The sequence below is a fragment of the Allobosea sp. LjRoot90 genome (assembly GCF_964254315.1).
GTDB lineage: Bacteria > Pseudomonadota > Alphaproteobacteria > Rhizobiales > Beijerinckiaceae > Allobosea.
Genome location: NZ_CAXUTF020000001.1, coordinates 1016297 through 1040412, shown reverse-complemented (window position 1 = coordinate 1040412; position 24116 = coordinate 1016297). Strand labels below are relative to the sequence as shown.

The following is a 24116-nucleotide window of genomic DNA, read 5'->3' as shown; positions in this document are numbered from 1 at the left end:
TGGATGCCGATGGCGGGACAGCGGCCGCGATACCGCGATCACGATGCGTTGTTGGCCTCGGCATTCCCGCAACCGTTCCCCTGACACATCGGCAGTGCTTATGCGACGAATCGAGCCGGCGCCGAAGGTTGACGTTGCGTCCCCGTTTGCCATGCTTCGACGCGTCGCGACAACCACCTTGCGACGCCTCCATCTCATTACGAGAATCTGAGCTCAAACGTGGGGAATCGCGCCGCTTGCGGCCGCCGGGCCATCATATGCGGCAAAGACATGGCGACAGCCCCTTTGTGCGACGCGGCGAACCCTTGCGTGATTCTAAAGCAGGGTCTAATCGACTGGCGAGATTGAGGGCGCCGCCTCGGCGCCAGGTTGAAGCGGGGTGACAGATGCAAGCTCTTCCTGTGCAGTCCCTGCTGTCGGACTACCTGCCCCTGGTGATCTTCGTCGGCCTGTCGATCGTGATCGGCCTGGCGCTCCTGATCGCGCCCTTCGCCGTCGCCTATTCCAAGCCCGACGCCGAGAAGCTCTCGGCCTATGAGTGCGGCTTCAACGCCTTCGACGATGCGCGCATGAAGTTCGACGTGCGCTTCTACCTCGTCGCCATCCTCTTCATCATCTTCGACCTCGAGGTCGCCTTCCTGTTCCCCTGGGCGGTAGCCTTCGGCGGGCTCGGCTGGTTCGGCTTCTGGTCGATGATGATCTTCCTGGGCGTGCTGACCGTCGGTTTCGTCTACGAATGGCGCAAGGGCGCGCTCGAGTGGGATTGATCGTTTTGTCGCGCAGGGCTGATATCACTCCGTCGCCGTTCTTACATTCGACGAAACCCAAAGGTTCGCACTGATGGCCATGACAGCGATCGATCGTGGTGATCCGCTGGTCGCGCCGGCGCCGCGGGGCCTGCTCGGCCCGGACGGCAGGCCTGTCGGCACGCGCGATCCCTTCTTCGTCGAGATCAACAACGAACTCGCTGACAAGGGCTTCCTCGTCACCGCAACCGACGACCTGATCAACTGGTCCCGGACCGGCTCGCTGATGTGGATGACCTTCGGCCTTGCCTGTTGCGCGGTCGAGATGATGCAGCTCTCGATGCCGCGCTACGATGTCGAGCGCTTCGGCTTTGCCCCGCGTGCCAGTCCGCGTCAGTCCGACGTGATGATCGTCGCCGGCACGCTGACCAACAAGATGGCTCCGGCCCTGCGCAAGGTCTACGACCAGATGCCGGAACCGCGCTACGTCATCTCGATGGGCTCCTGCGCCAATGGCGGCGGCTACTATCATTACAGCTATTCGGTGGTGCGCGGCTGCGACCGCATCGTGCCGATCGACGTCTATGTGCCGGGCTGCCCGCCGACCGCGGAAGCGTTGCTCTATGGCATCTTGCTGCTGCAGAAGAAGATTCGGCGGACCGGGACGATCGAGCGCTGAGGCGCTTGGCGACCGGTGGCTTGCGAAGGTGATGCGATGAGCGAAGCGCTCGTGACATTGGGCGAAGAGATCAGGGCGGCGCTGCCCGGCGCGGTGACCGATATCGTCGTCTCCTTCGGCGAGCTCACCGTGTTCGCCGAGGCGGCAGAGATCGTGCGGGTGCTCAAGACCCTCTACGACGATTCCCGCTTCCGCTTCGTCAACTTCACCGACATCGCCGGCGCCGATTATCCGCAGCGCGAGAAGCGCTTCGAGGTCGTCTACCACCTGCTTTCGCCGCGCCATAACCAGCGTGTCCGCGTCAAAATCCAGACCGACGAGGCGACACCAGTTCCGTCCGTGATCGAGGTCTTCCCGGCCGCGAACTGGTACGAGCGCGAGGCTTACGACTTCTACGGCATCCTGTTCTCGAACCATCCGGATCTGCGCCGTATCCTCACCGACTACGGTTTCGAGGGTTATCCGCTGCGCAAGGATTTCCCGCTGACCGGCTTCGTCGAGGTCCGCTATGACGATGAGCAGAAGCGCGTCGTCTACGAGCCGGTGAAGCTGAACCAGGAGTTCCGCAACTTCGACTTCCTCTCGCCCTGGGAAGGGACGGAATACGTCCTGCCGGGCGACGAGAAGGCCAAGGCGGGCTGAGGCGATGGGCGAAGGCGACAAACTCTCAGGCGGCTGTCTTTGCGGCTCGGTTCGCTTCACGGCGACGATGGCCAAGCCGGAGATGGACGTCTGCCATTGCGACATGTGTCGCAAATGGAGCGGCGGCGTGCTGATGACCGTGCCGTGCACGGACGTTGCGGTCGCCGACGAGACGCATCTTGCCGTCGATCCCTCATCCGAATGGGGCGAGCGCGTCTTTTGCCGCAGCTGCGGAACCAGCCTGTTCTGGCGCCAGCGCTCCGGACAGGGGCCTGTCGCGGTGGCATTCCCGAGCCTCGACAACCCTTCCGACCTCGTCTTCGCCGAAGAGATCTTCATCGACGAGAAGCCCGCCATCTACGCCTTCGCGGGCGAGCGCCGGCGCAAGACCGGTGAGCAGGTGATCGCGGAATTCCATGCCGCCCAGGAAGGCCGGACATGACCGAACACAACATCCGCAACTTCTCGATCAATTTCGGCCCGCAGCATCCGGCGGCGCACGGCGTGTTGCGCCTGGTGCTGGAGCTCGACGGCGAGATCGTCGAGCGCGTCGACCCGCATATCGGTCTGCTGCATCGCGGCACCGAGAAGCTGATCGAGCACAAGACTTATCTCCAGGCGCTGCCCTATTTCGATCGGCTCGACTACGTCGCGCCGATGAACCAGGAGCATGCCTACTCGCTCGCGGTCGAGAAGCTGATGGGCGTCACCGTCCCGCGCCGCGGCCAGCTCATCCGCGTGCTCTATTCCGAGATCGGCCGCATCCTCTCGCATATCCTCAACGTCACCACGCAGGCGATGGACGTCGGCGCGCTCACCCCACCGCTCTGGGGCTTCGAGGAGCGCGAGAAGCTGATGATCTTCTACGAGCGGGCCTGCGGGGCGCGCATGCACGCTGCCTATGTCCGGCCGGGCGGCGTCCATCAGGACCTGCCGACCTCGCTGATCCACGACATCGCCGAATGGTGCGACCCGTTCCTCAAGGTCTGCGACGATCTCGAGACCCTGCTCACCGACAACCGCATCTTCAAGCAGCGCAATGTCGATATCGGCGTCGTCGATCTCGAGACCTGCTGGAAATGGGGCTTCTCCGGCGTGATGGTGCGCGGCTCCGGCGCGCCCTGGGACCTGCGCAAATCGCAGCCCTACGAGTGCTACGAGGAGATGGAATTCGACATCCCCGTCGGCAAGAACGGCGACTGCTACGACCGCTACTGCATCCGCATGGAAGAGATGCGCCAGTCGGTCCGCATCATGAAGCAGTGCTGCGAGAAGCTGCTCTCGGCCGATGGCGGCGGGCCGATCTCCTCGCTCGACGGCAAGATGGTGCCGCCCAAGCGCGGCGAGATGAAGCGCTCGATGGAAGCGCTGATCCACCACTTCAAGCTCTACACCGAGGGCTACAAGGTGCCCGAAGGCGAGGTCTACGCCGCCGTCGAGGCGCCCAAGGGCGAATTTGGCGTCTATTTGGTCTCCGACGGCACCAACAAGCCCTATCGCTGCAAGATCAAGGCGCCAGGCTTCGCCCATCTCCAGGCCATGGATTTCATGTGCCGGAAGCACATGCTCGCCGACGTCTCGGCGATCCTCGGCTCCCTCGACATCGTGTTCGGGGAGGTCGATCGGTGACGCGAGGCTCAGCCATAAGCGGAGCTCGGTTCGGGCGTTACGCGCTCGGCCTGTGGCTTGCTGCGCCGGCTGTCGTGCTCTTGGGCGCGCCGCCGACCGTTGCGCAACCTGCCTACGATCCTCAACGAGGCGGCTTGCAGCCCCAGCGAACCATGCAGCACCTGAAGGCTACACGGCGCAGCCTGCAGGAGGTGGAATCTGCCGGGTTTCGGTATGCAGGGGGCGGTGGCGTCGGGGCCTTTGTCTATTATGTCTACCGCCGGACCGACGGTGCCGAGTATCACTGCAAGCAGGTCTATTTGTCAGTCGGCGATTGCTATCCTCAAACACCGCCGCATTTGCGCCCAATACCGCGCCATGTCGGCATTCCATTCCTGAAGAACGCCGGCTTCGAGTATGGTGGTATCAACTATGCCAACGGCAAGGTTGAGCACATTTACCGCCAGCCACAGGGCGGAACCGTCTATCTCTGTCCCAATGAAGGCCCTGAAAGTTGTCGTGTCAGCTCTGCTGCGCGGCCGCGTGCGGGTGCCCGCGTTGGTCTGAACTAATCGTTGGATCGAACATGTCCGTCCGTCGTCTCGCGCCCGATCACGTCCAGCCTGCCTCCTTCGCCTTCACCGCGGCGAACGAGAACTGGGCCGATCAGCAGATCGCCAAATATCCGGAAGGCCGGCAGGCCTCGGCCGTGATCCCGCTGCTGTGGAAGGCACAGGAGCAGCATCATGGCTGGCTGCCGCGCGCCGCGATCGAGGAGGTCGCCCGCAAGCTCGGCATGGCGCCGATGCGGGTGCTGGAGGTCGCGACCTTCTACACCATGTTCAGCCTGCAGCCGGTCGGCGAGCACTTCGTCCAGCTCTGCGGCACGACGCCCTGCGCGCTGCGCGGCGCCGAGGCGCTGAAGAAGGTCTGCGAGGACGTCATCGGCCCGCAATCGACCGTCACCGCCGACGGCAAGCTGTCCTGGCTCGAAGTCGAATGCCTCGGCGCCTGCTGCAACGCCCCGATGGCGCAGATCAATTTCGACTATTACGAGGATCTGACGCCGGATAATTTCCGCAAGCTTCTCGGCGATCTCCGCGAGGGCCGCCCGACCAAGCCCGGCCCGCAGGTCGACCGCTCCTGCTCAGAGCCGCTTGGCGGCGGCGATACGCTGAAGGATCCGGCCCTTTTCGATGGCTCGATGATCGGCGCCAGTGACTGGCAGGCGCGCATCACCAGGCAGCGCGAGGACGCGATCAAGATCGCCAGCGAGAGGGCTGCGGCCGAGGCCAAGGCCAAGGCGGAAGCCGAGGTGGCCGCCGCGACAGCCAAGGCCGGCCCGACCGACGTCAAGACCGCACCGGTGCCCGAAGCCGCCGCACCCGGCCGCCCGAAGCCGTCCGAGCCGAAGCAGCCGACCAGCGCCGCGCAGGACACTCCGTCCGCGACGAGCAAGGCGATCAAGGACACGCCCGCCAAGGGCACAGCTGAGAAGGCGCCGGCGGCCAAGGCAGCCCCTGCTGCCGAGCCGGCCGCTGCCGTGGCTGAATCCAAGCCGCAACTGCTGACCGCGGCTCGCGGCGGCAAGGGCGACGATCTCGAACTGATTTGGGGCGTCGGTCCCAAGCTCGGCAGGATGCTCAACGAGATGGGCGTCTGGCATTTTGACCAGGTCGCCGCCTGGACCCCGGCCGAACTCGCCTGGGTCGATGCAAGGCTGACCGGTTTCAAGGGCAGGGCCGTGCGCGACGACTGGATTTCGCAGGCGAAGAAACTTGCGACAGGCTGGCGGCCGGAATCGGCCCTCGGCGACAAGCCGGTGAAGTGAGGCGACAACGATGCTGGCTGATCGCGACCGCATTTTCACCAATCTCTACGGCCTTCACGACCTGTCGCTGAAGGGCGCCATGCAGCGTGGCGCCTGGGACGGCACCAAGTTCCTGCTCGAGCAGGGGCGCGACTGGATCATCGACGAGATGAAGAAGTCGGGCCTGCGCGGGCGTGGCGGCGCCGGCTTCCCGACCGGGCTGAAATGGTCGTTCATGCCCAAGCAGAACGACGGGCGCCCGCATTACCTCGTCGTCAATGCCGACGAGTCGGAGCCGGGCACCTGCAAGGACCGCGAGATCATGCGCAACGACCCGCATACGCTGGTCGAGGGCTGCCTGATCGCTTCGTTCGCCATGGGCGCGCACGCGGCCTACATCTATATCCGCGGCGAATATGTCCGCGAGCGCGAGGCGCTGCAGCGCGCCGTCGACGAAGCCTATGAGGCAAACCTCATCGGCAAGAACAACAAGCACGGCTATCCCTTTGATCTCTATGTGCATCACGGCGCCGGCGCCTATATCTGCGGCGAGGAGACGGCGCTGCTCGAGAGCCTCGAGGGCAAGAAGGGCATGCCGCGGCTGAAGCCGCCTTTCCCGGCCAATGTCGGCCTCTATGGCTGCCCGACCACCGTCAACAACGTCGAGTCGATCGCCGTCGCGCCGACCATCCTGCGCCGCGGCGCGAGCTGGTTCTCCTCGATCGGCACGCCGAACAATGTCGGCACCAAGCTGTTCTGCGTCTCCGGCCATGTGAACAAGCCCTGCAATGTCGAAGAGGCGATGGGCCTGACCTTCCGCGAGCTGATCGACCGCCATTGCGGCGGCATTCGCGGCGGCTGGGACAATCTCAAGGCGGTCATTCCCGGCGGCTCCTCGGTCCGCATGGTGCCGGCCGACCAGATCATCGACACGCCGATGGATTTCGACTCGCTCTCGAAGCTTAAGTCGGGCCTCGGCACGGCGGCGGTGATCGTGATGGACAAGTCGACCGACATCATCCGCGCCATCGCCCGCATCAGCTATTTCTACAAGCATGAGAGCTGCGGCCAGTGCACGCCGTGCCGCGAAGGCACCGGCTGGATGTGGCGCGTCGTCAACCGCATGGCGGAGGGCCGCGCCCAGAAGCGCGAGATCGACATGCTGCTCGATGTATCGAAGCAGATCGAAGGCCACACCATCTGCGCGCTGGGTGACGCCGCCGCCTGGCCGATCCAGGGCTTGATCAACCATTTCCGTCACGAGATCGAGCAGCGCATCGACGACTATGCCGCCAACCCGCATGGCGAGCCGGCCAGGCTCATGGCGGCGGAGTGAGACCATGACCAAGCTTCTGATCGACGGCATCGAGGTCGACGTCCCGCCGGAGTACACCGTGCTCCAGGCCTGCGAGGCGGCGGGCGCCGAGGTGCCGCGCTTCTGCTTCCATGAGCGGCTCTCGATCGCCGGCAATTGCCGCATGTGCCTGGTCGAGGTGAAGGGCGGCCCGCCCAAGCCCCAGGCCTCCTGCGCCATTGGCGTGCGCGATCTGCGCCCCGGCCCGAACGGCGAGCTGCCGGTCGTGCTGACCAGGTCGCCCATGGTCAAGAAGGCGCGCGAAGGGGTGATGGAGTTCCTGCTCATCAACCACCCGCTCGACTGCCCGATCTGCGACCAGGGCGGCGAGTGCGACCTGCAGGACCAGGCCATGGCTTATGGCGTCGACACCTCGCGCTATGCCGAGAACAAGCGCGCCGTCGAGGACAAGTATATCGGCCCGCTGGTCAAGACCTCGATGACGCGCTGCATCCAGTGCACGCGCTGCGTCCGCTTCACCACCGAGGTCGCCGGTGCTTCCGACCTCGGCGCGATCGGTCGCGGTGAGGACATGGAGATCACCACCTATCTCGAGCACGCGATGAGCTCGGAGCTGCAAGGCAACGTCGTCGACCTCTGCCCGGTCGGCGCGCTGACCTCGAAGCCCTACCAGAACAAGGCTCGGCCCTGGGAGCTGACCAAGACCGAATCCATCGACGTGATGGATGCGGTCGGCTCGGCGATCCGCGTCGACTCGCGCGGCCGTGAGGTGATGCGCGTCCTGCCGCGCATCAACGAGGCGGTGAACGAGGAGTGGATCTCCGACAAGACCCGCCACATCGCCGACGGGCTCAGGACCCAGCGGCTCGACCAGCCCTATATCCGCGAGAGCGGAGCCCTTCGCTCGGCGAGCTGGAGCGAGGCGCTGGCGCTGGTCGCTGGCAAGCTCAAGGCCGCCAAGCCCGAGCGCATCGGCGCCATTGCCGGCGATCTCGCCGCGGTCGAGGAGATGCATGCGCTTAAAAGCCTGATCGCCGGCCTCGGCTCGAGCAATCTCGATTGCCGCCAGGACGGGACGAAGCTCGATCCGAAGTTCGGCCGCGCCAGCTACATTCTCAACGCCGGCATCGCCGGTATCGAGGACGCGACCTCGCTGCTGATCATCGGCTCGAACCCGCGCCGCGAGGCGCCGATCGTCAACGCCCGCATCCGCAAGCGCTGGCTGCGCGGTGACTTCAAGGTCTCGCTGATCGGCGAGAAGGTCGATCTCACCTACGCCTATGACTATCTCGGCGCCGGGCCCGATACGCTGGCCGATCTGGTCAAGCGCGCCGGGGCGGCCGGCGAGCGGCCGATGGTGCTGATCGGGCAAGGGGCTCTCACCCGCGCCGACGGCGCCGCCGTGCTCTCGCTCGCGGCCAAGGCTGCCGACCTGCTCGGCGTGGTCAAGGATGGCTGGAACGGCTTTGGTGTGCTTCATACGGCGGCAGCCCGCGTCGGCGCTCTCGATCTCGGCTTCGTGCCGCAAGAAAACAAGGAAGGATTGGGCGGTCTCGATGTCGCCGGCATGACGCAGGCCGGCGCGCTCGACGTGCTCTTCCTGCTCGGCGCCGACGAGATCGAGGTGCCGGCCGGCGCCTTCGTGATCTACCAGGGCAGCCATGGCGACAAGGGCGCCCATCGCGCCGATGTCATCCTGCCGGGCGCGGCCTACACCGAGAAGTCCGGCACCTACGTCAACACCGAGGGGCGGGTGCAGATGGCGGCTCGCGCCACCTTCCCGCCGGGCGACGCCAAGGAGGACTGGGCGATCCTGCGGGCGCTCTCCGCTTCGCTTGGCAAGCCGCTGCCCTTCGACTCGCTTCCCGCGCTGCGCCGCGAGCTCTACGCGGCGCACCCGCATTTCGCCGCCGTCGACGCGGTGGCGGAGGGCGACCGCGCCGGGCTCACGCGACTGGCCGGGCAGGGCGGCGCGACCGAGAAGGCGGGCTTCGCGCCGGCCGTCAGCGACTTCTACACCACGAACCCCATCGCCCGCGCTTCGGCGGTGATGGCGGAATGCTCGGCGCTGGCCTCGGGCCGCATGCGCCAGGCGGCGGAGTAAGCCTCGATGAACTGGGACCTCGTCCTCGATCTTGCGATCATCGCCGGCAAGAGCCTGCTGCTGCTGGTCTGCCTCTTGGTCTTCATCGCCTTCATCCTGCTCGCCGATCGCAAGATCTGGGCGGCGGTGCAGCTGCGGCGCGGCCCGAACGTGGTCGGCCCGTTCGGCCTGTTCCAGAGCTTCGCCGACCTGCTGAAATTCGTCTTCAAGGAGCCGATCATCCCCTCCAGCGCCAATAAGGGCGTGTTCCTGCTGGCCCCGCTGATCTCCTGCGTGCTGGCGCTGGCGGCCTGGGCGGTGATCCCGGTGGCGGAGGGCTGGGCGATCGCCGACATCAATGTCGGCGTGCTCTACATCTTCGCGATCTCTTCGCTCGGCGTTTACGGCGTCATTATGGGCGGCTGGGCCTCGAACTCGAAGTACCCGTTCCTCGGCGCGCTGCGCTCGGCGGCGCAGATGGTCTCCTACGAGGTCTCGATCGGCTTCGTGATCATCACCGTGCTGCTCTGCGTCGGCTCGCTCAACCTCTCGGCGATCGTCGAGGCGCAGAACTCGAAGGCGGGCCTGTTCGGCTGGTACTGGCTGCCGCTCTTCCCGATGTTCATCGTGTTCTTCATCTCGGCTCTGGCCGAGACGAACCGGCCGCCCTTCGACCTGCCGGAAGCGGAATCGGAGCTCGTCGCCGGTTTCATGGTCGAATACTCCTCGACCCCGTATCTGCTGTTCATGCTCGGCGAATACGTGGCGATCATGACCATGTGCTCGCTGACCACGATCCTGTTCCTCGGTGGCTGGCTGCCGCCGTTCCCGGTCGCGCCGTTCACCTGGTTGCCGGGCATATTCTGGTTCGCGCTCAAGATCTGCCTGGTCTTCTTCATGTTCGCGATGGTGAAGGCCTTCGTGCCGCGCTACCGCTACGATCAATTGATGCGGCTGGGCTGGAAGGTCTTCCTGCCGCTGTCGCTGGCTTCGGTCGTCGTGGTCGCGGCGGTGCTGCAGATCACCGGTTGGGGGCCTGCTCCGTGACGGCCGCTGTTCTCGGACCGCTACTCGGCATGGTCGCGGGAGCACTGTTTTGGAGCGGCGGCCTGTTCGTGTTGGGCTGGCGTCTGACAAGCGGGCGAGACGCCGCCTGGGGCGTTGCGCTGAAAGGGATTTGGATTGGTGCGCTCCTTGGCGGAGTGCTCGGTTTCAAGGCCTTCGAGGCCGCTGGGTTGATCCTGTCGTGACGTCGCCGCTGGTCATCGTGACGGTGGCCAGCGCGATCATCGGGATGGGTTTGTATATGTCGCTCGTGTGGTGGTTGCGCGGGGGAATCTACATCGTCGTCGATGGGTTTTTCGCTGGGCTTTTATGTGGCTGAGCGGGGTACAAGGCGGCGCGATGGCTTGGTCTAGGCGCAACGGTCGCTGGGGCAGGGTGGTGATATGAGCGCGAATTGGGCTGGGATCATCGGAGCCCTGATCGGCTTCGTCGTCGGCCTGATCGAGTACCGGCTCGTCATGGGCGTTGTGGTTGGTGCGTTGCGTCGCACCGACAGCTCGCAGACCCAGGCCGAGAAGGATGATTACGAACGGCGCATCCGCCTGTTGAAGGCGGCGGTGCTGGTGGTTTCGGTGGGCGGATTGCCCATCGTCGGTTACCTGATCGGCCGGGCATTGTTCGGTTGAGACGAGAGAAGGACGGAAAGATGTCACTCGCGCAGGCTGCCAAGGGACTGCTCCTCAAGGAGTTCGTCGGCGCGTTCGTCCTGTCGATGCGCTATTTCTTCAAGCCGAAGGCGACGCTGAACTATCCCTTCGAGAAGGGTGTGCTCTCGCCGCGCTTCCGGGGCGAGCACGCGCTGCGCCGCTATCCGAACGGCGAAGAGCGTTGCATCGCCTGCAAACTCTGCGAGGCGATCTGCCCGGCGCAGGCGATCACCATCGAGGCCGGCCCGCGCCGCAATGACGGCACCCGCCGCACCACGCGCTACGACATCGATATGACGAAGTGCATCTATTGCGGCTTCTGCCAGGAGGCCTGCCCGGTCGATGCCATCGTCGAGGGCCCGAATTTCGAGTTCGCCACCGAGACCCGCGAGGAGCTGTTCTACGACAAGGACAAGCTGCTCGAGAACGGTGCCCGCTGGGAACGCGAGATCGCGCGCAATATCGCGATGGACGCGCCCTATCGCTGAGGACGGAGGCTCGTCGCGCGGTTGTCGCGCTAGGCGGGCCTGACTATAGACGCTCCAAACTGCTGCGGGCCCACGACTCGCCGCGTGATGAAAACGAGGGCCGCCCGCAAGGGCGGAAAGGCTGGCGAGATGAATGCCGCAGCGGCTTTCTTCTATCTCTTCTCAGGCGTCACCATCGCTTCGGCGCTGATGGTGATTTCGGCGCGCAACCCGGTCCATTCGGTGTTGTACTTGATCCTCGCCTTCGTTAACGCGGCGGGCCTGTTCCTGCTGCTCGGGGCCGAGTTCCTGGCGATGCTCCTGATCGTCGTCTATGTCGGCGCCGTCGCAGTGCTCTTCCTTTTCGTGGTGATGATGCTCGACGTCGATTTCGCCGAGCTGCGCCAGGGCTTTCTGCAATACCTGCCGATCGGCGGCCTGATCGGCCTGATCTTCGCGGTCGAGTTGCTGCTCGTCGTTGGCGCCTGGGTGATCGATCCGCAAATTGCGCGCGCCCCGGTCGCGGCGATCCCCGCCGGCGTCACCAACACGGCGGCGCTCGGCCAGGTGCTCTATACGAAGTACATCTACTACTTCCAGGCGGCCGGCCTCGTCCTGCTGGTCGCGATGATCGGCGCGATCGTGCTGACCCTGCGCGACCGGCCGGGCGTCAAGCGCCAGCATATCCCGACCCAGAACGCCCGCACCAAGGCTGCGGCGATGGATGTGAAGCAGGTGCCCTCGCGTGCCGGCGTTCCCGAGGAGATGGCGTGATGATCGGGCTCGGACACTATCTCGCGGTCGGCGCGATCCTGTTCACGCTCGGCGTGCTCGGCATCTTCATCAACCGCAAGAACGTCATCGTCATCCTGATGTCGATCGAGCTGATCCTGCTCTCGGTCAACATCAACTTCGTCGCCTTCTCGAGCTTCCTGAACGACATCGTCGGACAGGTCTTCGCGCTCCTGGTGCTGACCGTCGCCGCCGCAGAGGCCGCGATCGGGCTCGCCATTCTCGTCGTCTACTTCCGCAACCGCGGCACGATCGCGGTGGAAGACATCAACATGATGAAAGGCTGAGCGCGGTCCCGCGCCCGTAACCTGCCATGTATCACGCGATCGTCTTCCTCCCCCTGATCGGCTTCTTCATCGCCGGCATCTTCGGCCGGCTGATCGGCGCCCGCGCCTCCGAGATCGTCACCACCACGCTGCTGCTGGTCTCGGCTGCGCTGTCCTGGGTCGCCTTTTTCCAGGTTGGCTTCGGCCCGGGCACCACCCGCATTCAGGTCGCGACCTGGCTCGCCTCGGCGGATCTGCGCGTCGACTGGGCCTTCCGCGTGGACACGCTGACCGCGGTGATGCTGGTCGTCGTCAACACAGTCTCGTCGCTCGTGCACGTCTATTCGATCGGCTACATGCACGAGGATCCGCACCGCCCGCGCTTCTTCGCCTATCTCTCGCTGTTCACCTTCGCCATGCTGATGCTGGTGACGGCCGACAACCTCGTGCAGATGTTCTTCGGCTGGGAGGGCGTCGGTCTCGCCTCCTATCTGCTGATCGGCTTCTGGTATCAGAAGCCCTCGGCCAATGCCGCGGCGATCAAGGCCTTCGTGGTCAACCGCGTCGGCGATTTCGGCTTCCTGCTTGGCATCTTCCTGATCTTCGTGCTGACCGGCTCGGTCGCCCTCGATAGCATCTTCCCGCAGATCGCCGGCCTTACGGAGCGCAGCTTCCGCTTCATCGGCTATGAGTGGAACGCGCTGACGCTGACCTGCCTGCTGCTGTTCATGGGCGCGATGGGCAAGTCGGCGCAGTTCATGCTGCACACCTGGCTGCCGGACGCGATGGAGGGACCGACCCCGGTCTCGGCGCTGATCCATGCCGCGACCATGGTCACCGCCGGCGTCTTCATGGTGGCGCGCCTGTCGCCGATCTTCGAATACGCGCCCGTAGCGCTGACGGTCGTCGTCGTCATCGGCGCGACGACGGCGTTCTTCGCCGCGACCGTCGGCCTGGTGCAGAACGACATCAAGCGCGTCATCGCCTATTCGACCTGCTCGCAGCTCGGCTACATGTTCGTGGCGATGGGAGTTGGCGCTTACTCGGCCGGCATCTTCCACCTCTTCACCCACGCCTTCTTCAAGGCGCTGCTGTTCTTGGGCGCCGGCTCCGTCATCCATGCGATGCACCACGAGCAGGACATGCGGAACATGGGCGGCCTCAGGAAACACATCCCGTGGACCGCGGCCGCCATGACGATCGGCACGCTGGCGCTGACCGGATTCCCGCTCTTCGCCGGGTACTTCTCGAAGGATGCGATCATCGAGAGCGCCTTCGCCGCCAAGCACGGCTTTGCGACCGACTATGCCTTCGTGCTGCTGGTCGTCGCCGCACTGATGACGTCGTTCTATTCCTGGCGGCTCTACTTCATGACCTTCGAGGGCAAGCCGCGCTGGGCCGGCCATGGTCATGATGCGCATGGTCACGACGACCACGCTCACGCCGCCCATGGCCACCACGACGACCATGCCCATGCCGCGCACGGCCATGACGATCACGGCCATGGTCATCACGACCACAAGCCGCATGAGAGCCCGCTCGTCATGCTGATCCCGCTCGCCGTGCTCTCGCTCGGCGCGATCGCGGCCGGCTTCCTCTTCAAGGAGGCCTTCGTCGGCCACGACTACGAGCACTTCTGGAAGGCGGCGCTGTTTACCGGCAAGGACAACCACATCCTCCATGCCATGCACGAAGTGCCGAAATGGGTGGTCTGGTCGCCCTTCGTCGCGATGCTGGTCGGCTTCCTGCTGGCGCTCTACATGTACGTGCTGCGCCCGGACGTGCCCGGCAAGCTCGCCGCAGCCAACCCGGTGCTCTACAAATTCCTGCTCAACAAGTGGTACTTCGACGAGATCTACGACTTCCTGTTCGTGAAGCCGGCCAAATGGCTCGGGCGCTTCCTCTGGAAGAAGGGCGATGGCCTCGTCATCGACGGCTTCGGCCCGGATGGCGTCTCGGCTCGCGTCATCGACGTTACCAACCGGGTCGTGCGGCTGCAGACCGGCTATGTCTACCACTATGCCTTCGCCATGCTGATCGGCGTCGCCGGTCTGGTGACCTGGTACCTCATGGCGCGCGGGTGAGATGATGTTCGGCTTCGGTATCCTCGCTGGTCTCCTGGTTCTGCCGCTGGTCGGCGCCGCCTTCATCCTGACGCTGCGCGGCGATGAGGACTCGATCAATTCGAACGCCCGCTGGGCGGCGTTCTTCTTCACGGTTGGGACGTTCGTCCTGGCCTGTGTCGCCTGGTATCAGTTCGACCCGGCCAATCCCGGCTTCCAGATGGTCGAGACCCATGCCTGGGTCTCCGACATCATCAAGTTCAAGCTCGGCGTCGACGGCTTCTCCTTCCCGTTCGTGGTCCTGACTGCCTTCCTGATGCCGTTCTGCATCCTGGCGTCCTGGACCTCGGTCGAGAAGCGGGTGCGCGAATACATGGTCGCGTTCCTGATCCTCGAGGCGCTGATGATCGGCGTCTTCGTCGCCCTCGACCTCGTGCTGTTCTACCTGCTGTTCGAAGCGGGCCTGATCCCGATGTTCCTGATCATCGGCATCTGGGGCGGCAAGCGCCGGGTCTACGCGTCGTACAAGTTCTTCCTCTACACGCTGCTCGGCTCGGTGCTGATGCTGCTCGCCATCATGGCGATGTACTGGAACGCTGGCACGACCGACATTCCGACGCTGCTGGCACACAAATTCCCGGTCCAGATGCAGCCCTGGCTCTGGCTTGCCTTCTTCGCCTCCTTCGCGGTGAAGATGCCGATGTGGCCGGTCCACACCTGGCTGCCCGACGCCCACGTCGAGGCGCCGACCGCCGGCTCCGTCATCCTGGCCGCGATCCTCTTGAAGATGGGTGGCTACGGCTTCATCCGCTTCTCGATCCCGATGTTCCCGGACGCCTCGGCGATGTTCGCGCCGCTGGTCTACGCGCTCTCCGTCATCGCCATCGTCTACACCTCGCTGGTGGCGCTGATGCAGGAGGACATCAAGAAGCTGATCGCCTACTCCTCGGTGGCGCATATGGGCTTCGTCACCATGGGTCTGTTCACCCTGACGCCGCAGGGCATCCAGGGCGCGATGTTCCAGATGGTCAGCCACGGCCTGGTCTCGGGCGCGCTCTTCCTCTGCGTCGGCGTGATCTACGACCGCATGCACACCCGCGAGATCGCCGCCTATGGCGGGCTGGTGAACCGCATGCCGCTCTATGCGGTGGCGTTCATGATCTTCACCATGGCCAATGTCGGCCTGCCAGGCACGGCCGGCTTCGTCGGCGAGTTCCTGACGCTGATGGGCGCCTTCAAGGCCAATCCCTGGGTCGCGCTCATCGCGACCTCGGGTGTCATCCTCTCGGCCGGCTATGCGCTCTGGCTCTATCGCCGCGTCGTCTTCGGCGAACTCACCAAGCCCGAGCTCAAGGACATTACCGACCTCAACGGCCGTGAGATCGCGATCCTGGCCCCGCTCGTCATCCTGACGATCTGGTACGGCATCGCCCCCGGCGTGATCCTCGACGCCTTCGCGGCGCCGACCGAAGCCCTCATCAAGAACTATCAGGCCGCCATCACCGCCGCGAAGACGGCGATGTTGGCTGTCCAGTAAGGCTGACGGAAATGACCTTGCCCGCTCTCGGCCCCGCGCTTCCGGAAATCATCCTGGCGCTCGGCGCCATCGCCATGGTGCTCTACGGCGCGATTCAGGGCGAGCGCTCGACGCGCACGCTCGAGATCGCGGCGCTCGCGCTGCTGGCGCTGGCGCTGGTGCTCGTCCTGCGCGGCGAGGGCAAGGTCGTCACTTTCAACGGCGCCTTCATTGCCGACGGTTTCTCCCGTTTCATGAAGGTGCTGACGCTGATCGGGGCTGCCGCCGCGATCGTGCTCTCGGCTGATTTCCTGCGCCGCGACGGCGCCATGCGCTTCGAATTCCCGATCCTCATCGTCCTCGCCACCATCGGCATGATGATGATGATCTCGGCCAACGACCTGATCGGGCTGTACGTCGGCCTGGAGCTGCAATCGCTCGCGTTGTACGTGGTCGCCGCCTTCGACCGCGACAATCCGCGCTCGACTGAAGCCGGCCTGAAGTACTTCGTCCTCGGCGCGCTGTCGTCTGGCATGCTGCTCTATGGTGCTTCGCTGGTCTATGGCTTCACTGGCACGGTGAACTATGCCGGCATCGCCGAGGCAGTGAAGGGTGGGCATCCCGGCATCGGGCTGATCATCGGCCTCGTCTTCGTCGCCGCCGGCGTCGCCTTCAAGATCTCTGCCGTGCCCTTCCATATGTGGACGCCCGACGTCTACGAGGGCGCACCGACCCCGGTCGCGGCCTTCTTCGCCTCGGCGCCGAAAATGGCGGCGATGGCGATGACCGTGCGCATCTTCGTCGGCGCCTTCCCGGGCGCGCTGCACGATTGGCAGCAGATCATCATCTTCATGGCGATCGCCTCGATGGCGCTCGGCGCCTTCGCCGCGATCGGCCAGAGCAACATCAAGCGACTGCTCGCCTATTCCTCGATCGCCAACATGGGCTATGCCCTGGTCGGCCTCGCTGCCGGCACGCCGGCCGGCGTCCAGGGCGTGATGACCTATATGGCGATCTACCTCGCCACCACGCTCGCCGCCTTCGCCTGCGTCTTGATGATGAACCGCAACGGCAAGCCGGTCGAGGAGATCGGCGAGCTCGCCGGACTGTCCCGCACCAATGGCTGGATGGCGTTTGCGATGTCGATGATGATGTTCTCGCTCGCCGGCATCCCGCCGCTCGCCGGCTTCTGGGCGAAGTGGTACGTCTTCCTCGCCGCGATCGAAGCCAAGCTCTACGTGCTCGCCGTCGTCGGCGTCGTCACCAGCGTCGTCGGTGCCTATTATTATCTGCGCATCGTCAAGGTGATCTACTTCGACGACGCCAAGCCGGCCTTCGACAAGGGCGATGTCGGCGTGCGCGGCGTCCTGCTGATCTCGGCACTGTTCGTCCTGGTTCTGTCCTTCATGCCGGCGCCGCTGTTCGATTCCGCGGCTGCGGCGGCGAAGTCGCTGTTCTGAGCGCTTAGGTGCTCGGCGAAACGGCGCGCGCCGCCGGCTATCGCCTGATCGTCCGCGACGAGGTCGCCTCCACCATGGAGGAGGCGAGGCGCGCACTGGGCGATGGCGACCCGGGACGGCTCTGGATCGTCGCGAGAAGCCAGAACGCCGGTCGCGGCCGGCATGGCCGACACTGGGGCTCGCCGCCTGGCAATCTCTACGCCAGCCTGCTCCTGGTTACACCTTGCGAACCGGCGCTCGCGCCGCAACTCGGTTTCGTTGCGGGGTTAGCCCTTCACGATGCCGCCGCGGCGGTAACCGGGCTGGCGGCTCCGACGCTGACCCTGAAATGGCCGAACGACCTGCTGCTCGGCGGCGCCAAGACCTCGGGCCTGCTGCTCGAGGGCGAGAACCGGGCAGGGCGCTTCAGCGTCGTCATCGGCCTCGGCATCAACATCGCCTCTTCGCCGGAGGGCACGCCCTATCCTGCGACGCATCTTTCAGCGCATGCCGCCGATGCAAGCGTCGAACGCCTGCTGGCGGCCCTCTCCGATGCCTGGCATCAGCGCTTCTCGGCCTGGTCCCTGCCGGGCGGTTTCGGCCCGATCCGCTCCGCCTGGCTGGAGCGTGCCGCCTATCTTGGTGAGAGCATCACCATGCGATTGCCGGAGGGGCCGGTCTCTGGCCGTTTCCTCGGCCTCGACGCCTCCGGGCGGCTGGAGCTCGAGACGGAAGGTGGCCGCCGCCTGATCGATGCCGGCGATCTCTATTTCGGTGGGGCGGCCAGTTCGGGTGCGCCGTCAGCGTGACGGTGATCCTCGTCCTGCCCGCTCCTGCCGCTATGGAGGCGGGTGGAAGGGCATGCTACGCCTGCCGCCGCTTCACCAGCCTCAGCATAGAATGTCAGGATAGCCAGTGACCCGTTCCAGCGACCAGCTCGTCTTCGTTCCGCTCGGCGGCCTTGGCGAGATCGGCATGAACGCGGCCCTCTACGGCTTCGGGCCGGAGAAGAAGCGCAAATGGATCCTGGTCGATTGCGGGCTTTCCTTCGCCGGGCCGGAAGCGCCGGGCGTCGACATCGTCCTGCCCGACCTGACCTATATCATCCAGGACAAGGCCAACCTGCTCGGCATCGTCATCACCCATGCCCATGAGGACCATATCGGCGCGCTCGCCGCGCTCTGGCCCTCGTTGCGCGTCCCGGTCTGGTGCACCCGCTTTGCCGCCGGCCTGCTGGCGACGCGGCGCCTGTCGGAACCGGGCGCGCCCAAGGTCGAGATGAACATCGTCGCCCAGGGCGGACGCTTCACACTCGGCCCCTTCGACATCGAGTTTGTGCCGGTCGCCCATTCGATCCCGGAATCGAACGCGCTCGCGATCCGCACTCCGGCCGGCCTCGTCGTCCATACAGGCGACTGGAAGATCGACCCGACGCCGCAAGTCGGCCTGCCGACCGATGAGAAGCGCCTGCGCGAGCTCGGCGAGGAGGGCGTGCTGGCACTGGTCTGCGACTCCACCAATGTGCTGCGCGACGGCATCAGTCCAAGCGAGGCCGATGTCGCCGCCAAGCTCAAGGAGCTCGTCGCCTCCGCTCCGAACCGCGTCGCCGTCACCACCTTCGCCTCAAACGTGGCGCGCCTGCGGGCGGTCGCCGAGGCTGCCATGGCCAATCAGCGTGAGGTGGTCGTCGTCGGCCGCGCCATGGATCGCGTGATCGACGTCGCCCGCGAATGTGGCTTTCTCGACGGCATCCCGGCCTTCCGCGGAGTCGATACCTATGGCTACCTGCCGCGCGACAAGGTCGTCGCACTCGTGACCGGCAGCCAGGGCGAGCCCCGCGCCGCGCTCTCGCGCATCGCCGCCGACGATCATCCCGAGATCGCGCTTTCGCCGGGTGACCGCGTGATCTTCTCCTCGCGCACCATTCCCGGCAACGAGAAGGCGGTCAGCGCCATCCTGAACAAGCTCGCGCGCGACGATATCGAGATCATCACCGATCGCACGCATCTCGTGCACGTATCCGGCCATCCCCGCCGCGAGGAGATGGCGCGGCTCTATGGCTGGCTGAAGCCGAAGATCGCGATTCCCGCCCATGGCGAGGATCTGCATCTGTCCGAGCACGCCACCTTCGCCCGCAGCCTCGGCGTCAAGCATGTGCTGCGTGCCGGCAATGGCGACGTGATCGCGATCACCGAAGACGGCGCCCGCAAGCTCTCGGAGGTCCAGCACGGCCGGCTCTACCAGGATGGCGCTCTCCTGGTCGGGGCGCTCGACCGCACCATTCCCGAGCGCCGCAAGCTATCCTTCGCCGGCGTGGTCTCGATCGCGGTCGCGCTCGATGAGAAGGGCGAGCTCGCCGGCGATCCCGAGATCGCCCTGGCCGGATTGCCGCTTGCGGCCAAGGACGGCACGCCGTTCGACGATATCGTCGCCGACGCGGTCGAGGACCTGATCGAGGGCATGCCCAAGTCCAAGCGCCGCGACCCGGAAGCGGTCCGCAATGCGCTCGAACGCGGCGTGCGCAGCGCCGTCAACGAGGAGTGGGGCAAGAAGCCGCTGGTGAATGCGCTGGTGATCACGGTGTAGGATCGGGCATATCGCCCGCTGCCTGGCGAGAGCGAACGGAGCCTTTGAATGATCGGACGCCTCAACCACGTCGCCATCGCCGTGAAGGATCTCGCCGCCTCGACCGCGCTCTATCGCGATACGCTCGGCGCCCGCGTCTCGCAGCCGCTGCCGCAGCCCGAGCACGGCGTCACCGTGGTCTTCGTCGAGTTGCCGAATACCAAGGTCGAGCTGCTCGAGCCGATGGGCGCGGACTCGCCCATCGCCAAATTTCTCGAGCGCAACGCCGACGGCGGCATCCATCACATCTGCTACGAGGTCGACGACATCCTCGCCGCGCGCGACCGGTTGAAGGCGCAGGGCGCGCGGGTACTGGGTTCGGGTGAGCCGCGTATCGGCGCCCATGGCAAGCCGGTGCTCTTCCTTCACCCCAAGGATTTCTGCGGCACGCTCGTCGAGCTGGAACAGGCCTGAGCGATGACGTCAGAGATCACATTCTTCGGCGAACCGGAGACCGGCTCGCCGCGCCCCTTCAGCCTCGCCACGCGCGCGGGTGGCCTCGTCTTCGTCTCCGGCCAATCGGCACCGCATGATCCCGCGAACGGCATCATCCGCGGTGCGACGCCCGGAGAGCAGGTGAGGCAGGCGCTTGCATATATCGCCGGCATCTTGGCCGAGGCCGGCTCCAGTCTCGATCGCGTCGTGCAGGTGACGATGCTGATCACCGATCCCAGCGACTACGCCGCCTGCAACGCCGAGTATGTGAAGCATTTTCCGAACGGCCTGCCGGCCCGGCATACCGCGCGCTTCGGCGTGCCGACCGAGGCCAGGGTCGCGTTCTCGTGCATCGCTCTGGCCGGTGAGGGCAGCGCATCATGACGATCGGCGGCGGTCTTGCGGTCTATTTCGTGATCTGGTGGACGGTGCTGTTCGTGACGCTGCCCTTCGGCGTGCGCAGCCAGGCCGAAAGTGGTGAGGTCGAGAAGGGGACTGATCCCGGCGCGCCAGTCCTGCCGGGTCTTGCCAAGAAAGCCGTGGCAACGACGATCCTCGCCGGCATCGTCTTCTGCATCGTCTGGTACGTCTGGAGCAATCTCGATATCTGAACGGCGTTCAGTACAACTCAGCGTATAGCTCAAAAACAAAAAGCAAGGCTTTCGCCTTGCCTTTGGAAGTCTGTTTTTTACCGCAGTATCGGCGCGCTATTATCGACGCGCACTCATATACCAGCGGCTGTTTGTTCCTCCCGAGACCTGGTCCGCGGCGCCCGGATAACGGTCGGGCGAGCCAGCGCTGAATTGATTAGCGGATCGCAATAATGTTGTCACCTGTTTAGGCAGGTCGAGATCGAACTTTTTGCAAAATTATTCCAATTTGCTCTTGTGCAGTGCAACATTGTTCGCCGCGCGCGATTCCACGCCTTGTTCCAGTCATAGGATGTCGCTACCTCGCTGCGTCAGATGCGCCGGGCCGTTCCGGCGGTCAGGAGAGATTCCGATGCTTCGCACCACGCTCGCCGCTTTGGCGCTTTCCGCTTCCGTCAGCCTGGCTCAGGCCCAGGCGCCAGCGCCGGCCAATCTTGATCCGCAGAACACCGTGGTGCTCGACACCAAGGACGGCCCGGTGACCATCCGCCTGCGGCCCGACCTTGCGCCCAAGCATGTCGAGCAGATCAAGGCGCTGACCAAGCGCGGCTTCTACAATGGTATCGTCTTCCACCGCGTCATCGACGGCTTCATGGCCCAGACCGGCGATCCGAAGGGCGATGGCACCGGCGGCTCCGACCTGCCGAACATCCCGGCCGAATTCACGCCGACGCCGTACAAGGTCGGCTCGCTCGGGATGGCCCGCTCGCAGAGCCCGAACTCGGCCAACTCGCAGTTCTTCATCTGCTTCGAGGGCTGCGGCTCGCTGACCGGCCAGTACACCCTGTTCGGCGAGGTCGTCTCCGGCATGGATGCCGTGCGCAAGATCAAGAAGGGCAGCAGCGCCAACAACGGTTCCGTGACTGGCCCTGACAAGATCATCCGCATGCGCCTGCTGGCCGACGCCAAGTAACTCATATGAGCGGTTCGCGCCTGCCTGCGCTCGCGCTCCTGCTGCTGGCTCTGGCCGGCGGCACGGCCCGTGCGCAGGACACGCGCGATCTCGGCCTGCCGCCGGCTTCCGGCTTCCAGAATCCCGTCCTGCCGCCGCCATCGGGTTCGCAGAACCCGGTGCTGCCGCCGCAATCGGGACAGCGTTATATGCCGGGCATCGGCGGCCCCTTCGGCGATGGCGCGCGCCGGCCGGCCCGGCCGCCGCAAACGCCTGGCATCGACAACGGGATCATCGGCACGGTCACTCCCGAGACGATCGGCCTCGGCGAGGAGACCGTCGACCGGCTCGACCAGGTCGGTCCGGCGCTGCGACGTTGCTGGCGGCCGCCGGCGCTCGATGCCGACAGCACCGGCGCCAAGGCGAGCGTCCGCTTCAGCCTGCGCCGGGACGGCAGCCTGTTCGGCCAGCCGCGCGTCACCTGGGAGATGCGGCGCGCGCCGCCTGGCCTGCGCGAGCGCTTCGGCAATTCGCTGATGCTGGCGGTGCGCGACTGCACGCCGATGAGGTTGTCGCCGGGCCTCGGAGGGAGTATCGCAGGCCGCCCGATTACAATCCGCTTCTTCGGCCGCGTGCCGACCAACGAAAGATCAGTCTGATGTCGCTCGACCCTGAGAACACCCTCGTCATGGAGACCACCAAGGGCCGCGTGGTGATCAAGCTGCGGCCGGATCTCGCTCCCAACCATGTCGAGCGCGTCAAGCTCCTTGCCCGCGAGGGCTTCTATGACGGCATCGTCTTCCACCGCGTCATCGACGGCTTCATGGCGCAGGTCGGCTGCCCGCACGGCACTGGCACCGGTGGTTCGAGCCATCCGGACCTCGCCCAGGAGTTCAACGCCGAGCCGCATGTCCGCGGTATCTGCTCGATGGCTCGCTCCCAGAACCCGAACTCGGCCAACAGCCAGTTCTTCATCGTCTTCGACGATGCCCGCTTCCTCGACAAGCAATACACCGCCTGGGGCCAGGTCGTGGAAGGCATGGAGAATGTCGACAAGATCAAGCGCGGCGAGCCGGTGCGCGATCCCGACTCCATCGTCTCGCTGAAGGTGCAGGCGGACGCCTGAGGCGTTCTCACGCTTCACAAACAGCGTCATCCCGGCTGGAGCGGCAATGCCGCGCAGAGCCGGGATCCATGCCTGAACAGCTCCGATATCCGCTCCGGCATGGATCCCGGGCCGACCTCCGGTCGCCCGGGATGACTTTTTTGGGATCGGCCCATGGACGTCGCCCTCTTCGACTTCGATCTGCCTGAAGAGCGCATCGCGCTGCGGCCAGTGAGCCCGCGCGATGCCGCAAGGCTGCTCGTAGTCCGCCCAGATGCGCCCGAACCGCTTGCGGACCGGGGCATCCGCGACCTCGTCGAACTGCTCCAGCCCGGCGACGCGCTGGTGCTGAACGATACCCGCGTCATCCCCTCGCGTCTGTGGGGGCGGCGTTATCGCGGCGAGGCTTCGGCCCGCATCGAGATCATGCTGCACAAGCGCGAGGCGGATGATCGCTGGCGCGCCTTCGCCCGCCCGGCCAAGAAGCTCAATGTCGGCGAGACGATCGTCTTCGACAGCGACGGCGCCGGCAATGCCTGCGAGCTCGCCCGACTTCAGGCCGAGGTCGAGGACAAGGGGGAGGGCGGCGATATCGGCCTGCGCTTCTCGCTGACCGGTCCTTATCTCGACGAGGCGATCGCGCGGCTCGGCGAATTGCCGCTGCCGCCCTATATCGCCGGCAAGCGGGCGACCGACGAGGCCGACGCCCGCGACTACCAGACGACCTATGCGCGGGAAGAAGGCGCCGTCGCCGCGCCGACGGCCGGACTGCATTTCACGCCGGAGCTGTTCGACGCGCTCGCGAAGCGCGGCGTCTCACGCCATTTCGTCACGCTGCATGTCGGCGCCGGCACGTTCCTGCCGGTCAAAGCCGACGATACCGACGAGCACCGCATGCATGCCGAATGGGGCACGGTCAGCGCCGCGACGGCCGAGGCGCTCAACGCCGTGCGTGCCGCCGGCGGCCGCATCGTCGCGGTCGGCACGACCTCGCTGCGCCTGCTCGAAAGCGCGACGGCTGAGGGCGGCGTGATCCGGCCGTTCTCGGGCGATACCGCGATTTTCATCACGCCGGGCTATCGCTTCCGCGCCGTCGACCTGCTGTTGACCAATTTCCACCTGCCGCGCTCGACGCTGTTCATGCTGGTCTCGGCCTTCAGCGGGCTCGCTTTGATGAAGCGCGCCTATGCCCACGCCATCGCCGAAGGCTATCGCTTCTATTCCTATGGCGATGGCAGCCTGCTGTTCCGGGACCAGAACCTGGCCTGAGT

The 24116-nt window shown here is 65.5% G+C and carries 28 protein-coding genes; all 28 read left to right on the top strand.

The window, feature by feature from the left end; all coding sequences use genetic code 11:
* Nucleotides 1-401 precede the first annotated feature (401 nt).
* Nucleotides 402-767 carry an NADH-quinone oxidoreductase subunit A gene (locus tag ACSQ3M_RS05010; protein WP_110491427.1) on the top strand — a complete coding sequence of 122 codons (366 nt, stop codon included), beginning with the start codon at nucleotides 402-404 and terminating at the stop codon, nucleotides 765-767.
* A gap of 79 nt (nucleotides 768-846) precedes the next feature.
* A complete protein-coding gene (locus ACSQ3M_RS05005; protein WP_436149292.1) occupies nucleotides 847-1425 on the top strand; it encodes a NuoB/complex I 20 kDa subunit family protein in 579 nt (192 codons plus the stop codon).
* 36 nt (nucleotides 1426-1461) lie between these two features.
* On the top strand, nucleotides 1462-2067 hold the full coding sequence (locus tag ACSQ3M_RS05000; protein WP_436148949.1) for an NADH-quinone oxidoreductase subunit C: 606 nt from the start codon (nucleotides 1462-1464) through the stop codon (nucleotides 2065-2067).
* A gap of 4 nt (nucleotides 2068-2071) precedes the next feature.
* The gene (locus ACSQ3M_RS04995) at nucleotides 2072-2509 is read left to right on the top strand and encodes a GFA family protein (RefSeq protein ID WP_436148948.1); all 438 of its coding nucleotides are present in this window, start codon (nucleotides 2072-2074) and stop codon (nucleotides 2507-2509) included.
* Nucleotides 2506-3696: an NADH-quinone oxidoreductase subunit D gene (locus ACSQ3M_RS04990; protein ID WP_129156978.1), complete on the top strand. Its 1191-nt coding sequence runs from the start codon at nucleotides 2506-2508 to the stop codon at nucleotides 3694-3696. The genes ACSQ3M_RS04995 and ACSQ3M_RS04990 overlap by 4 nt, the downstream gene beginning before the upstream one ends.
* Before the next feature lie 152 nt (nucleotides 3697-3848).
* Entirely contained in the window at nucleotides 3849-4247 is a 399-nt protein-coding gene (locus ACSQ3M_RS04985) for a hypothetical protein (protein ID WP_436148947.1), read from the top strand.
* Nucleotides 4248-4261: 14 nt separating this feature from the next.
* Entirely contained in the window at nucleotides 4262-5506 is a 1245-nt protein-coding gene (gene nuoE / locus ACSQ3M_RS04980; protein ID WP_436148946.1) for an NADH-quinone oxidoreductase subunit NuoE, read from the top strand.
* Nucleotides 5507-5516: 10 nt separating this feature from the next.
* Nucleotides 5517-6821, top strand: a complete 1305-nt coding sequence (gene nuoF, locus ACSQ3M_RS04975; RefSeq protein WP_436148945.1) for an NADH-quinone oxidoreductase subunit NuoF — start codon at nucleotides 5517-5519, stop codon at nucleotides 6819-6821.
* 4 nt (nucleotides 6822-6825) lie between these two features.
* A complete protein-coding gene (gene nuoG, locus ACSQ3M_RS04970) occupies nucleotides 6826-8904 on the top strand; it encodes an NADH-quinone oxidoreductase subunit NuoG (RefSeq protein WP_436148944.1) in 2079 nt (692 codons plus the stop codon).
* A gap of 6 nt (nucleotides 8905-8910) precedes the next feature.
* A complete protein-coding gene (gene nuoH, locus ACSQ3M_RS04965) occupies nucleotides 8911-9930 on the top strand; it encodes an NADH-quinone oxidoreductase subunit NuoH (protein ID WP_436095112.1) in 1020 nt (339 codons plus the stop codon).
* Nucleotides 9927-10133 carry a hypothetical protein gene (locus ACSQ3M_RS04960; protein ID WP_436148943.1) on the top strand — a complete coding sequence of 69 codons (207 nt, stop codon included), beginning with the start codon at nucleotides 9927-9929 and terminating at the stop codon, nucleotides 10131-10133. Before nuoH ends, ACSQ3M_RS04960 begins: the two co-directional genes overlap by 4 nt.
* The gene (locus tag ACSQ3M_RS04955; protein ID WP_436148942.1) at nucleotides 10130-10267 is read left to right on the top strand and encodes a hypothetical protein; all 138 of its coding nucleotides are present in this window, start codon (nucleotides 10130-10132) and stop codon (nucleotides 10265-10267) included. Before ACSQ3M_RS04960 ends, ACSQ3M_RS04955 begins: the two co-directional genes overlap by 4 nt.
* A 64-nt stretch (nucleotides 10268-10331) precedes the next feature.
* Nucleotides 10332-10574, top strand: a complete 243-nt coding sequence (locus ACSQ3M_RS04950; protein WP_436148941.1) for a hypothetical protein — start codon at nucleotides 10332-10334, stop codon at nucleotides 10572-10574.
* A 20-nt stretch (nucleotides 10575-10594) separates the two neighbouring features.
* On the top strand, nucleotides 10595-11083 hold the full coding sequence (nuoI, locus tag ACSQ3M_RS04945) for an NADH-quinone oxidoreductase subunit NuoI (protein WP_126111743.1): 489 nt from the start codon (nucleotides 10595-10597) through the stop codon (nucleotides 11081-11083).
* A gap of 129 nt (nucleotides 11084-11212) precedes the next feature.
* Complete coding sequence (locus ACSQ3M_RS04940; RefSeq protein WP_436149291.1) at nucleotides 11213-11836, top strand: NADH-quinone oxidoreductase subunit J; 624 nt, start codon at nucleotides 11213-11215, stop codon at nucleotides 11834-11836.
* Complete coding sequence (nuoK, locus tag ACSQ3M_RS04935) at nucleotides 11833-12141, top strand: NADH-quinone oxidoreductase subunit NuoK (RefSeq protein ID WP_110491227.1); 309 nt, start codon at nucleotides 11833-11835, stop codon at nucleotides 12139-12141. The genes ACSQ3M_RS04940 and nuoK overlap by 4 nt, the downstream gene beginning before the upstream one ends.
* 26 nt (nucleotides 12142-12167) lie before the next feature.
* Entirely contained in the window at nucleotides 12168-14204 is a 2037-nt protein-coding gene (gene nuoL, locus ACSQ3M_RS04930) for an NADH-quinone oxidoreductase subunit L (RefSeq protein ID WP_436148940.1), read from the top strand.
* 4 nt (nucleotides 14205-14208) lie between these two features.
* Nucleotides 14209-15720 carry an NADH-quinone oxidoreductase subunit M gene (locus ACSQ3M_RS04925; protein WP_436148939.1) on the top strand — a complete coding sequence of 504 codons (1512 nt, stop codon included), beginning with the start codon at nucleotides 14209-14211 and terminating at the stop codon, nucleotides 15718-15720.
* An 11-nt stretch (nucleotides 15721-15731) separates the two neighbouring features.
* Nucleotides 15732-17159 carry an NADH-quinone oxidoreductase subunit NuoN gene (nuoN, locus tag ACSQ3M_RS04920; protein ID WP_436148938.1) on the top strand — a complete coding sequence of 476 codons (1428 nt, stop codon included), beginning with the start codon at nucleotides 15732-15734 and terminating at the stop codon, nucleotides 17157-17159.
* Between the two features lie 8 nt (nucleotides 17160-17167).
* A complete protein-coding gene (locus ACSQ3M_RS04915) occupies nucleotides 17168-17947 on the top strand; it encodes a biotin--[acetyl-CoA-carboxylase] ligase (RefSeq protein WP_436148937.1) in 780 nt (259 codons plus the stop codon).
* Between the two features lie 106 nt (nucleotides 17948-18053).
* Nucleotides 18054-19724, top strand: coding sequence for a ribonuclease J (locus ACSQ3M_RS04910; RefSeq protein ID WP_436148936.1), 1671 nt, complete (start codon nucleotides 18054-18056; stop codon nucleotides 19722-19724).
* Nucleotides 19725-19772: 48 nt separating this feature from the next.
* The gene (gene mce, locus ACSQ3M_RS04905; RefSeq protein WP_126111733.1) at nucleotides 19773-20177 is read left to right on the top strand and encodes a methylmalonyl-CoA epimerase; all 405 of its coding nucleotides are present in this window, start codon (nucleotides 19773-19775) and stop codon (nucleotides 20175-20177) included.
* A gap of 3 nt (nucleotides 20178-20180) precedes the next feature.
* Nucleotides 20181-20582 carry a RidA family protein gene (locus ACSQ3M_RS04900; protein ID WP_436148935.1) on the top strand — a complete coding sequence of 134 codons (402 nt, stop codon included), beginning with the start codon at nucleotides 20181-20183 and terminating at the stop codon, nucleotides 20580-20582.
* Complete coding sequence (locus ACSQ3M_RS04895) at nucleotides 20579-20809, top strand: DUF1467 family protein (RefSeq protein ID WP_436148934.1); 231 nt, start codon at nucleotides 20579-20581, stop codon at nucleotides 20807-20809. The genes ACSQ3M_RS04900 and ACSQ3M_RS04895 overlap by 4 nt, the downstream gene beginning before the upstream one ends.
* 391 nt (nucleotides 20810-21200) lie before the next feature.
* Nucleotides 21201-21761, top strand: coding sequence for a peptidylprolyl isomerase (locus tag ACSQ3M_RS04890; protein WP_436148933.1), 561 nt, complete (start codon nucleotides 21201-21203; stop codon nucleotides 21759-21761).
* 5 nt (nucleotides 21762-21766) lie between these two features.
* Nucleotides 21767-22399 carry a hypothetical protein gene (locus tag ACSQ3M_RS04885; RefSeq protein WP_436148932.1) on the top strand — a complete coding sequence of 211 codons (633 nt, stop codon included), beginning with the start codon at nucleotides 21767-21769 and terminating at the stop codon, nucleotides 22397-22399.
* Nucleotides 22399-22866 carry a peptidylprolyl isomerase gene (locus ACSQ3M_RS04880; RefSeq protein ID WP_436148931.1) on the top strand — a complete coding sequence of 156 codons (468 nt, stop codon included), beginning with the start codon at nucleotides 22399-22401 and terminating at the stop codon, nucleotides 22864-22866. Before ACSQ3M_RS04885 ends, ACSQ3M_RS04880 begins: the two co-directional genes overlap by 1 nt.
* A 153-nt stretch (nucleotides 22867-23019) precedes the next feature.
* Nucleotides 23020-24114: a tRNA preQ1(34) S-adenosylmethionine ribosyltransferase-isomerase QueA gene (gene queA / locus ACSQ3M_RS04875; protein WP_436148930.1), complete on the top strand. Its 1095-nt coding sequence runs from the start codon at nucleotides 23020-23022 to the stop codon at nucleotides 24112-24114.
* Nucleotides 24115-24116 lie beyond the last annotated feature (2 nt).

Excerpts from the sequence above, each read along its gene's own strand:
- ACSQ3M_RS05005 (WP_436149292.1), top strand. The coding sequence starts at position 847 with ATGACAGCGATCGATCGTGGTGATCCGCTGGTCGCGCCGGCGCCGCGG.
- ACSQ3M_RS05000 (WP_436148949.1), top strand. The coding sequence starts at position 1,462 with ATGAGCGAAGCGCTCGTGACATTGGGCGAAGAGATCAGGGCGGCGCTG.
- ACSQ3M_RS04995 (WP_436148948.1), top strand. The coding sequence starts at position 2,072 with ATGGGCGAAGGCGACAAACTCTCAGGCGGCTGTCTTTGCGGCTCGGTT.
- ACSQ3M_RS04990 (WP_129156978.1), top strand. The coding sequence starts at position 2,506 with ATGACCGAACACAACATCCGCAACTTCTCGATCAATTTCGGCCCGCAG.
- ACSQ3M_RS04985 (WP_436148947.1), top strand. The coding sequence starts at position 3,849 with ATGCAGCACCTGAAGGCTACACGGCGCAGCCTGCAGGAGGTGGAATCT.
- nuoE (WP_436148946.1), top strand. The coding sequence starts at position 4,262 with ATGTCCGTCCGTCGTCTCGCGCCCGATCACGTCCAGCCTGCCTCCTTC.
- nuoF (WP_436148945.1), top strand. The coding sequence starts at position 5,517 with ATGCTGGCTGATCGCGACCGCATTTTCACCAATCTCTACGGCCTTCAC.
- nuoG (WP_436148944.1), top strand. The coding sequence starts at position 6,826 with ATGACCAAGCTTCTGATCGACGGCATCGAGGTCGACGTCCCGCCGGAG.
- nuoH (WP_436095112.1), top strand. The coding sequence starts at position 8,911 with ATGAACTGGGACCTCGTCCTCGATCTTGCGATCATCGCCGGCAAGAGC.
- ACSQ3M_RS04950 (WP_436148941.1), top strand. The coding sequence starts at position 10,332 with ATGAGCGCGAATTGGGCTGGGATCATCGGAGCCCTGATCGGCTTCGTC.
- nuoI (WP_126111743.1), top strand. The coding sequence starts at position 10,595 with ATGTCACTCGCGCAGGCTGCCAAGGGACTGCTCCTCAAGGAGTTCGTC.
- ACSQ3M_RS04940 (WP_436149291.1), top strand. The coding sequence starts at position 11,213 with ATGAATGCCGCAGCGGCTTTCTTCTATCTCTTCTCAGGCGTCACCATC.
- nuoL (WP_436148940.1), top strand. The coding sequence starts at position 12,168 with ATGTATCACGCGATCGTCTTCCTCCCCCTGATCGGCTTCTTCATCGCC.
- ACSQ3M_RS04925 (WP_436148939.1), top strand. The coding sequence starts at position 14,209 with ATGTTCGGCTTCGGTATCCTCGCTGGTCTCCTGGTTCTGCCGCTGGTC.
- nuoN (WP_436148938.1), top strand. The coding sequence starts at position 15,732 with ATGACCTTGCCCGCTCTCGGCCCCGCGCTTCCGGAAATCATCCTGGCG.
- mce (WP_126111733.1), top strand. The coding sequence starts at position 19,773 with ATGATCGGACGCCTCAACCACGTCGCCATCGCCGTGAAGGATCTCGCC.
- ACSQ3M_RS04900 (WP_436148935.1), top strand. The coding sequence starts at position 20,181 with ATGACGTCAGAGATCACATTCTTCGGCGAACCGGAGACCGGCTCGCCG.
- ACSQ3M_RS04895 (WP_436148934.1), top strand. The coding sequence starts at position 20,579 with ATGACGATCGGCGGCGGTCTTGCGGTCTATTTCGTGATCTGGTGGACG.
- ACSQ3M_RS04890 (WP_436148933.1), top strand. The coding sequence starts at position 21,201 with ATGCTTCGCACCACGCTCGCCGCTTTGGCGCTTTCCGCTTCCGTCAGC.
- ACSQ3M_RS04885 (WP_436148932.1), top strand. The coding sequence starts at position 21,767 with ATGAGCGGTTCGCGCCTGCCTGCGCTCGCGCTCCTGCTGCTGGCTCTG.
- ACSQ3M_RS04880 (WP_436148931.1), top strand. The coding sequence starts at position 22,399 with ATGTCGCTCGACCCTGAGAACACCCTCGTCATGGAGACCACCAAGGGC.
- queA (WP_436148930.1), top strand. The coding sequence starts at position 23,020 with ATGGACGTCGCCCTCTTCGACTTCGATCTGCCTGAAGAGCGCATCGCG.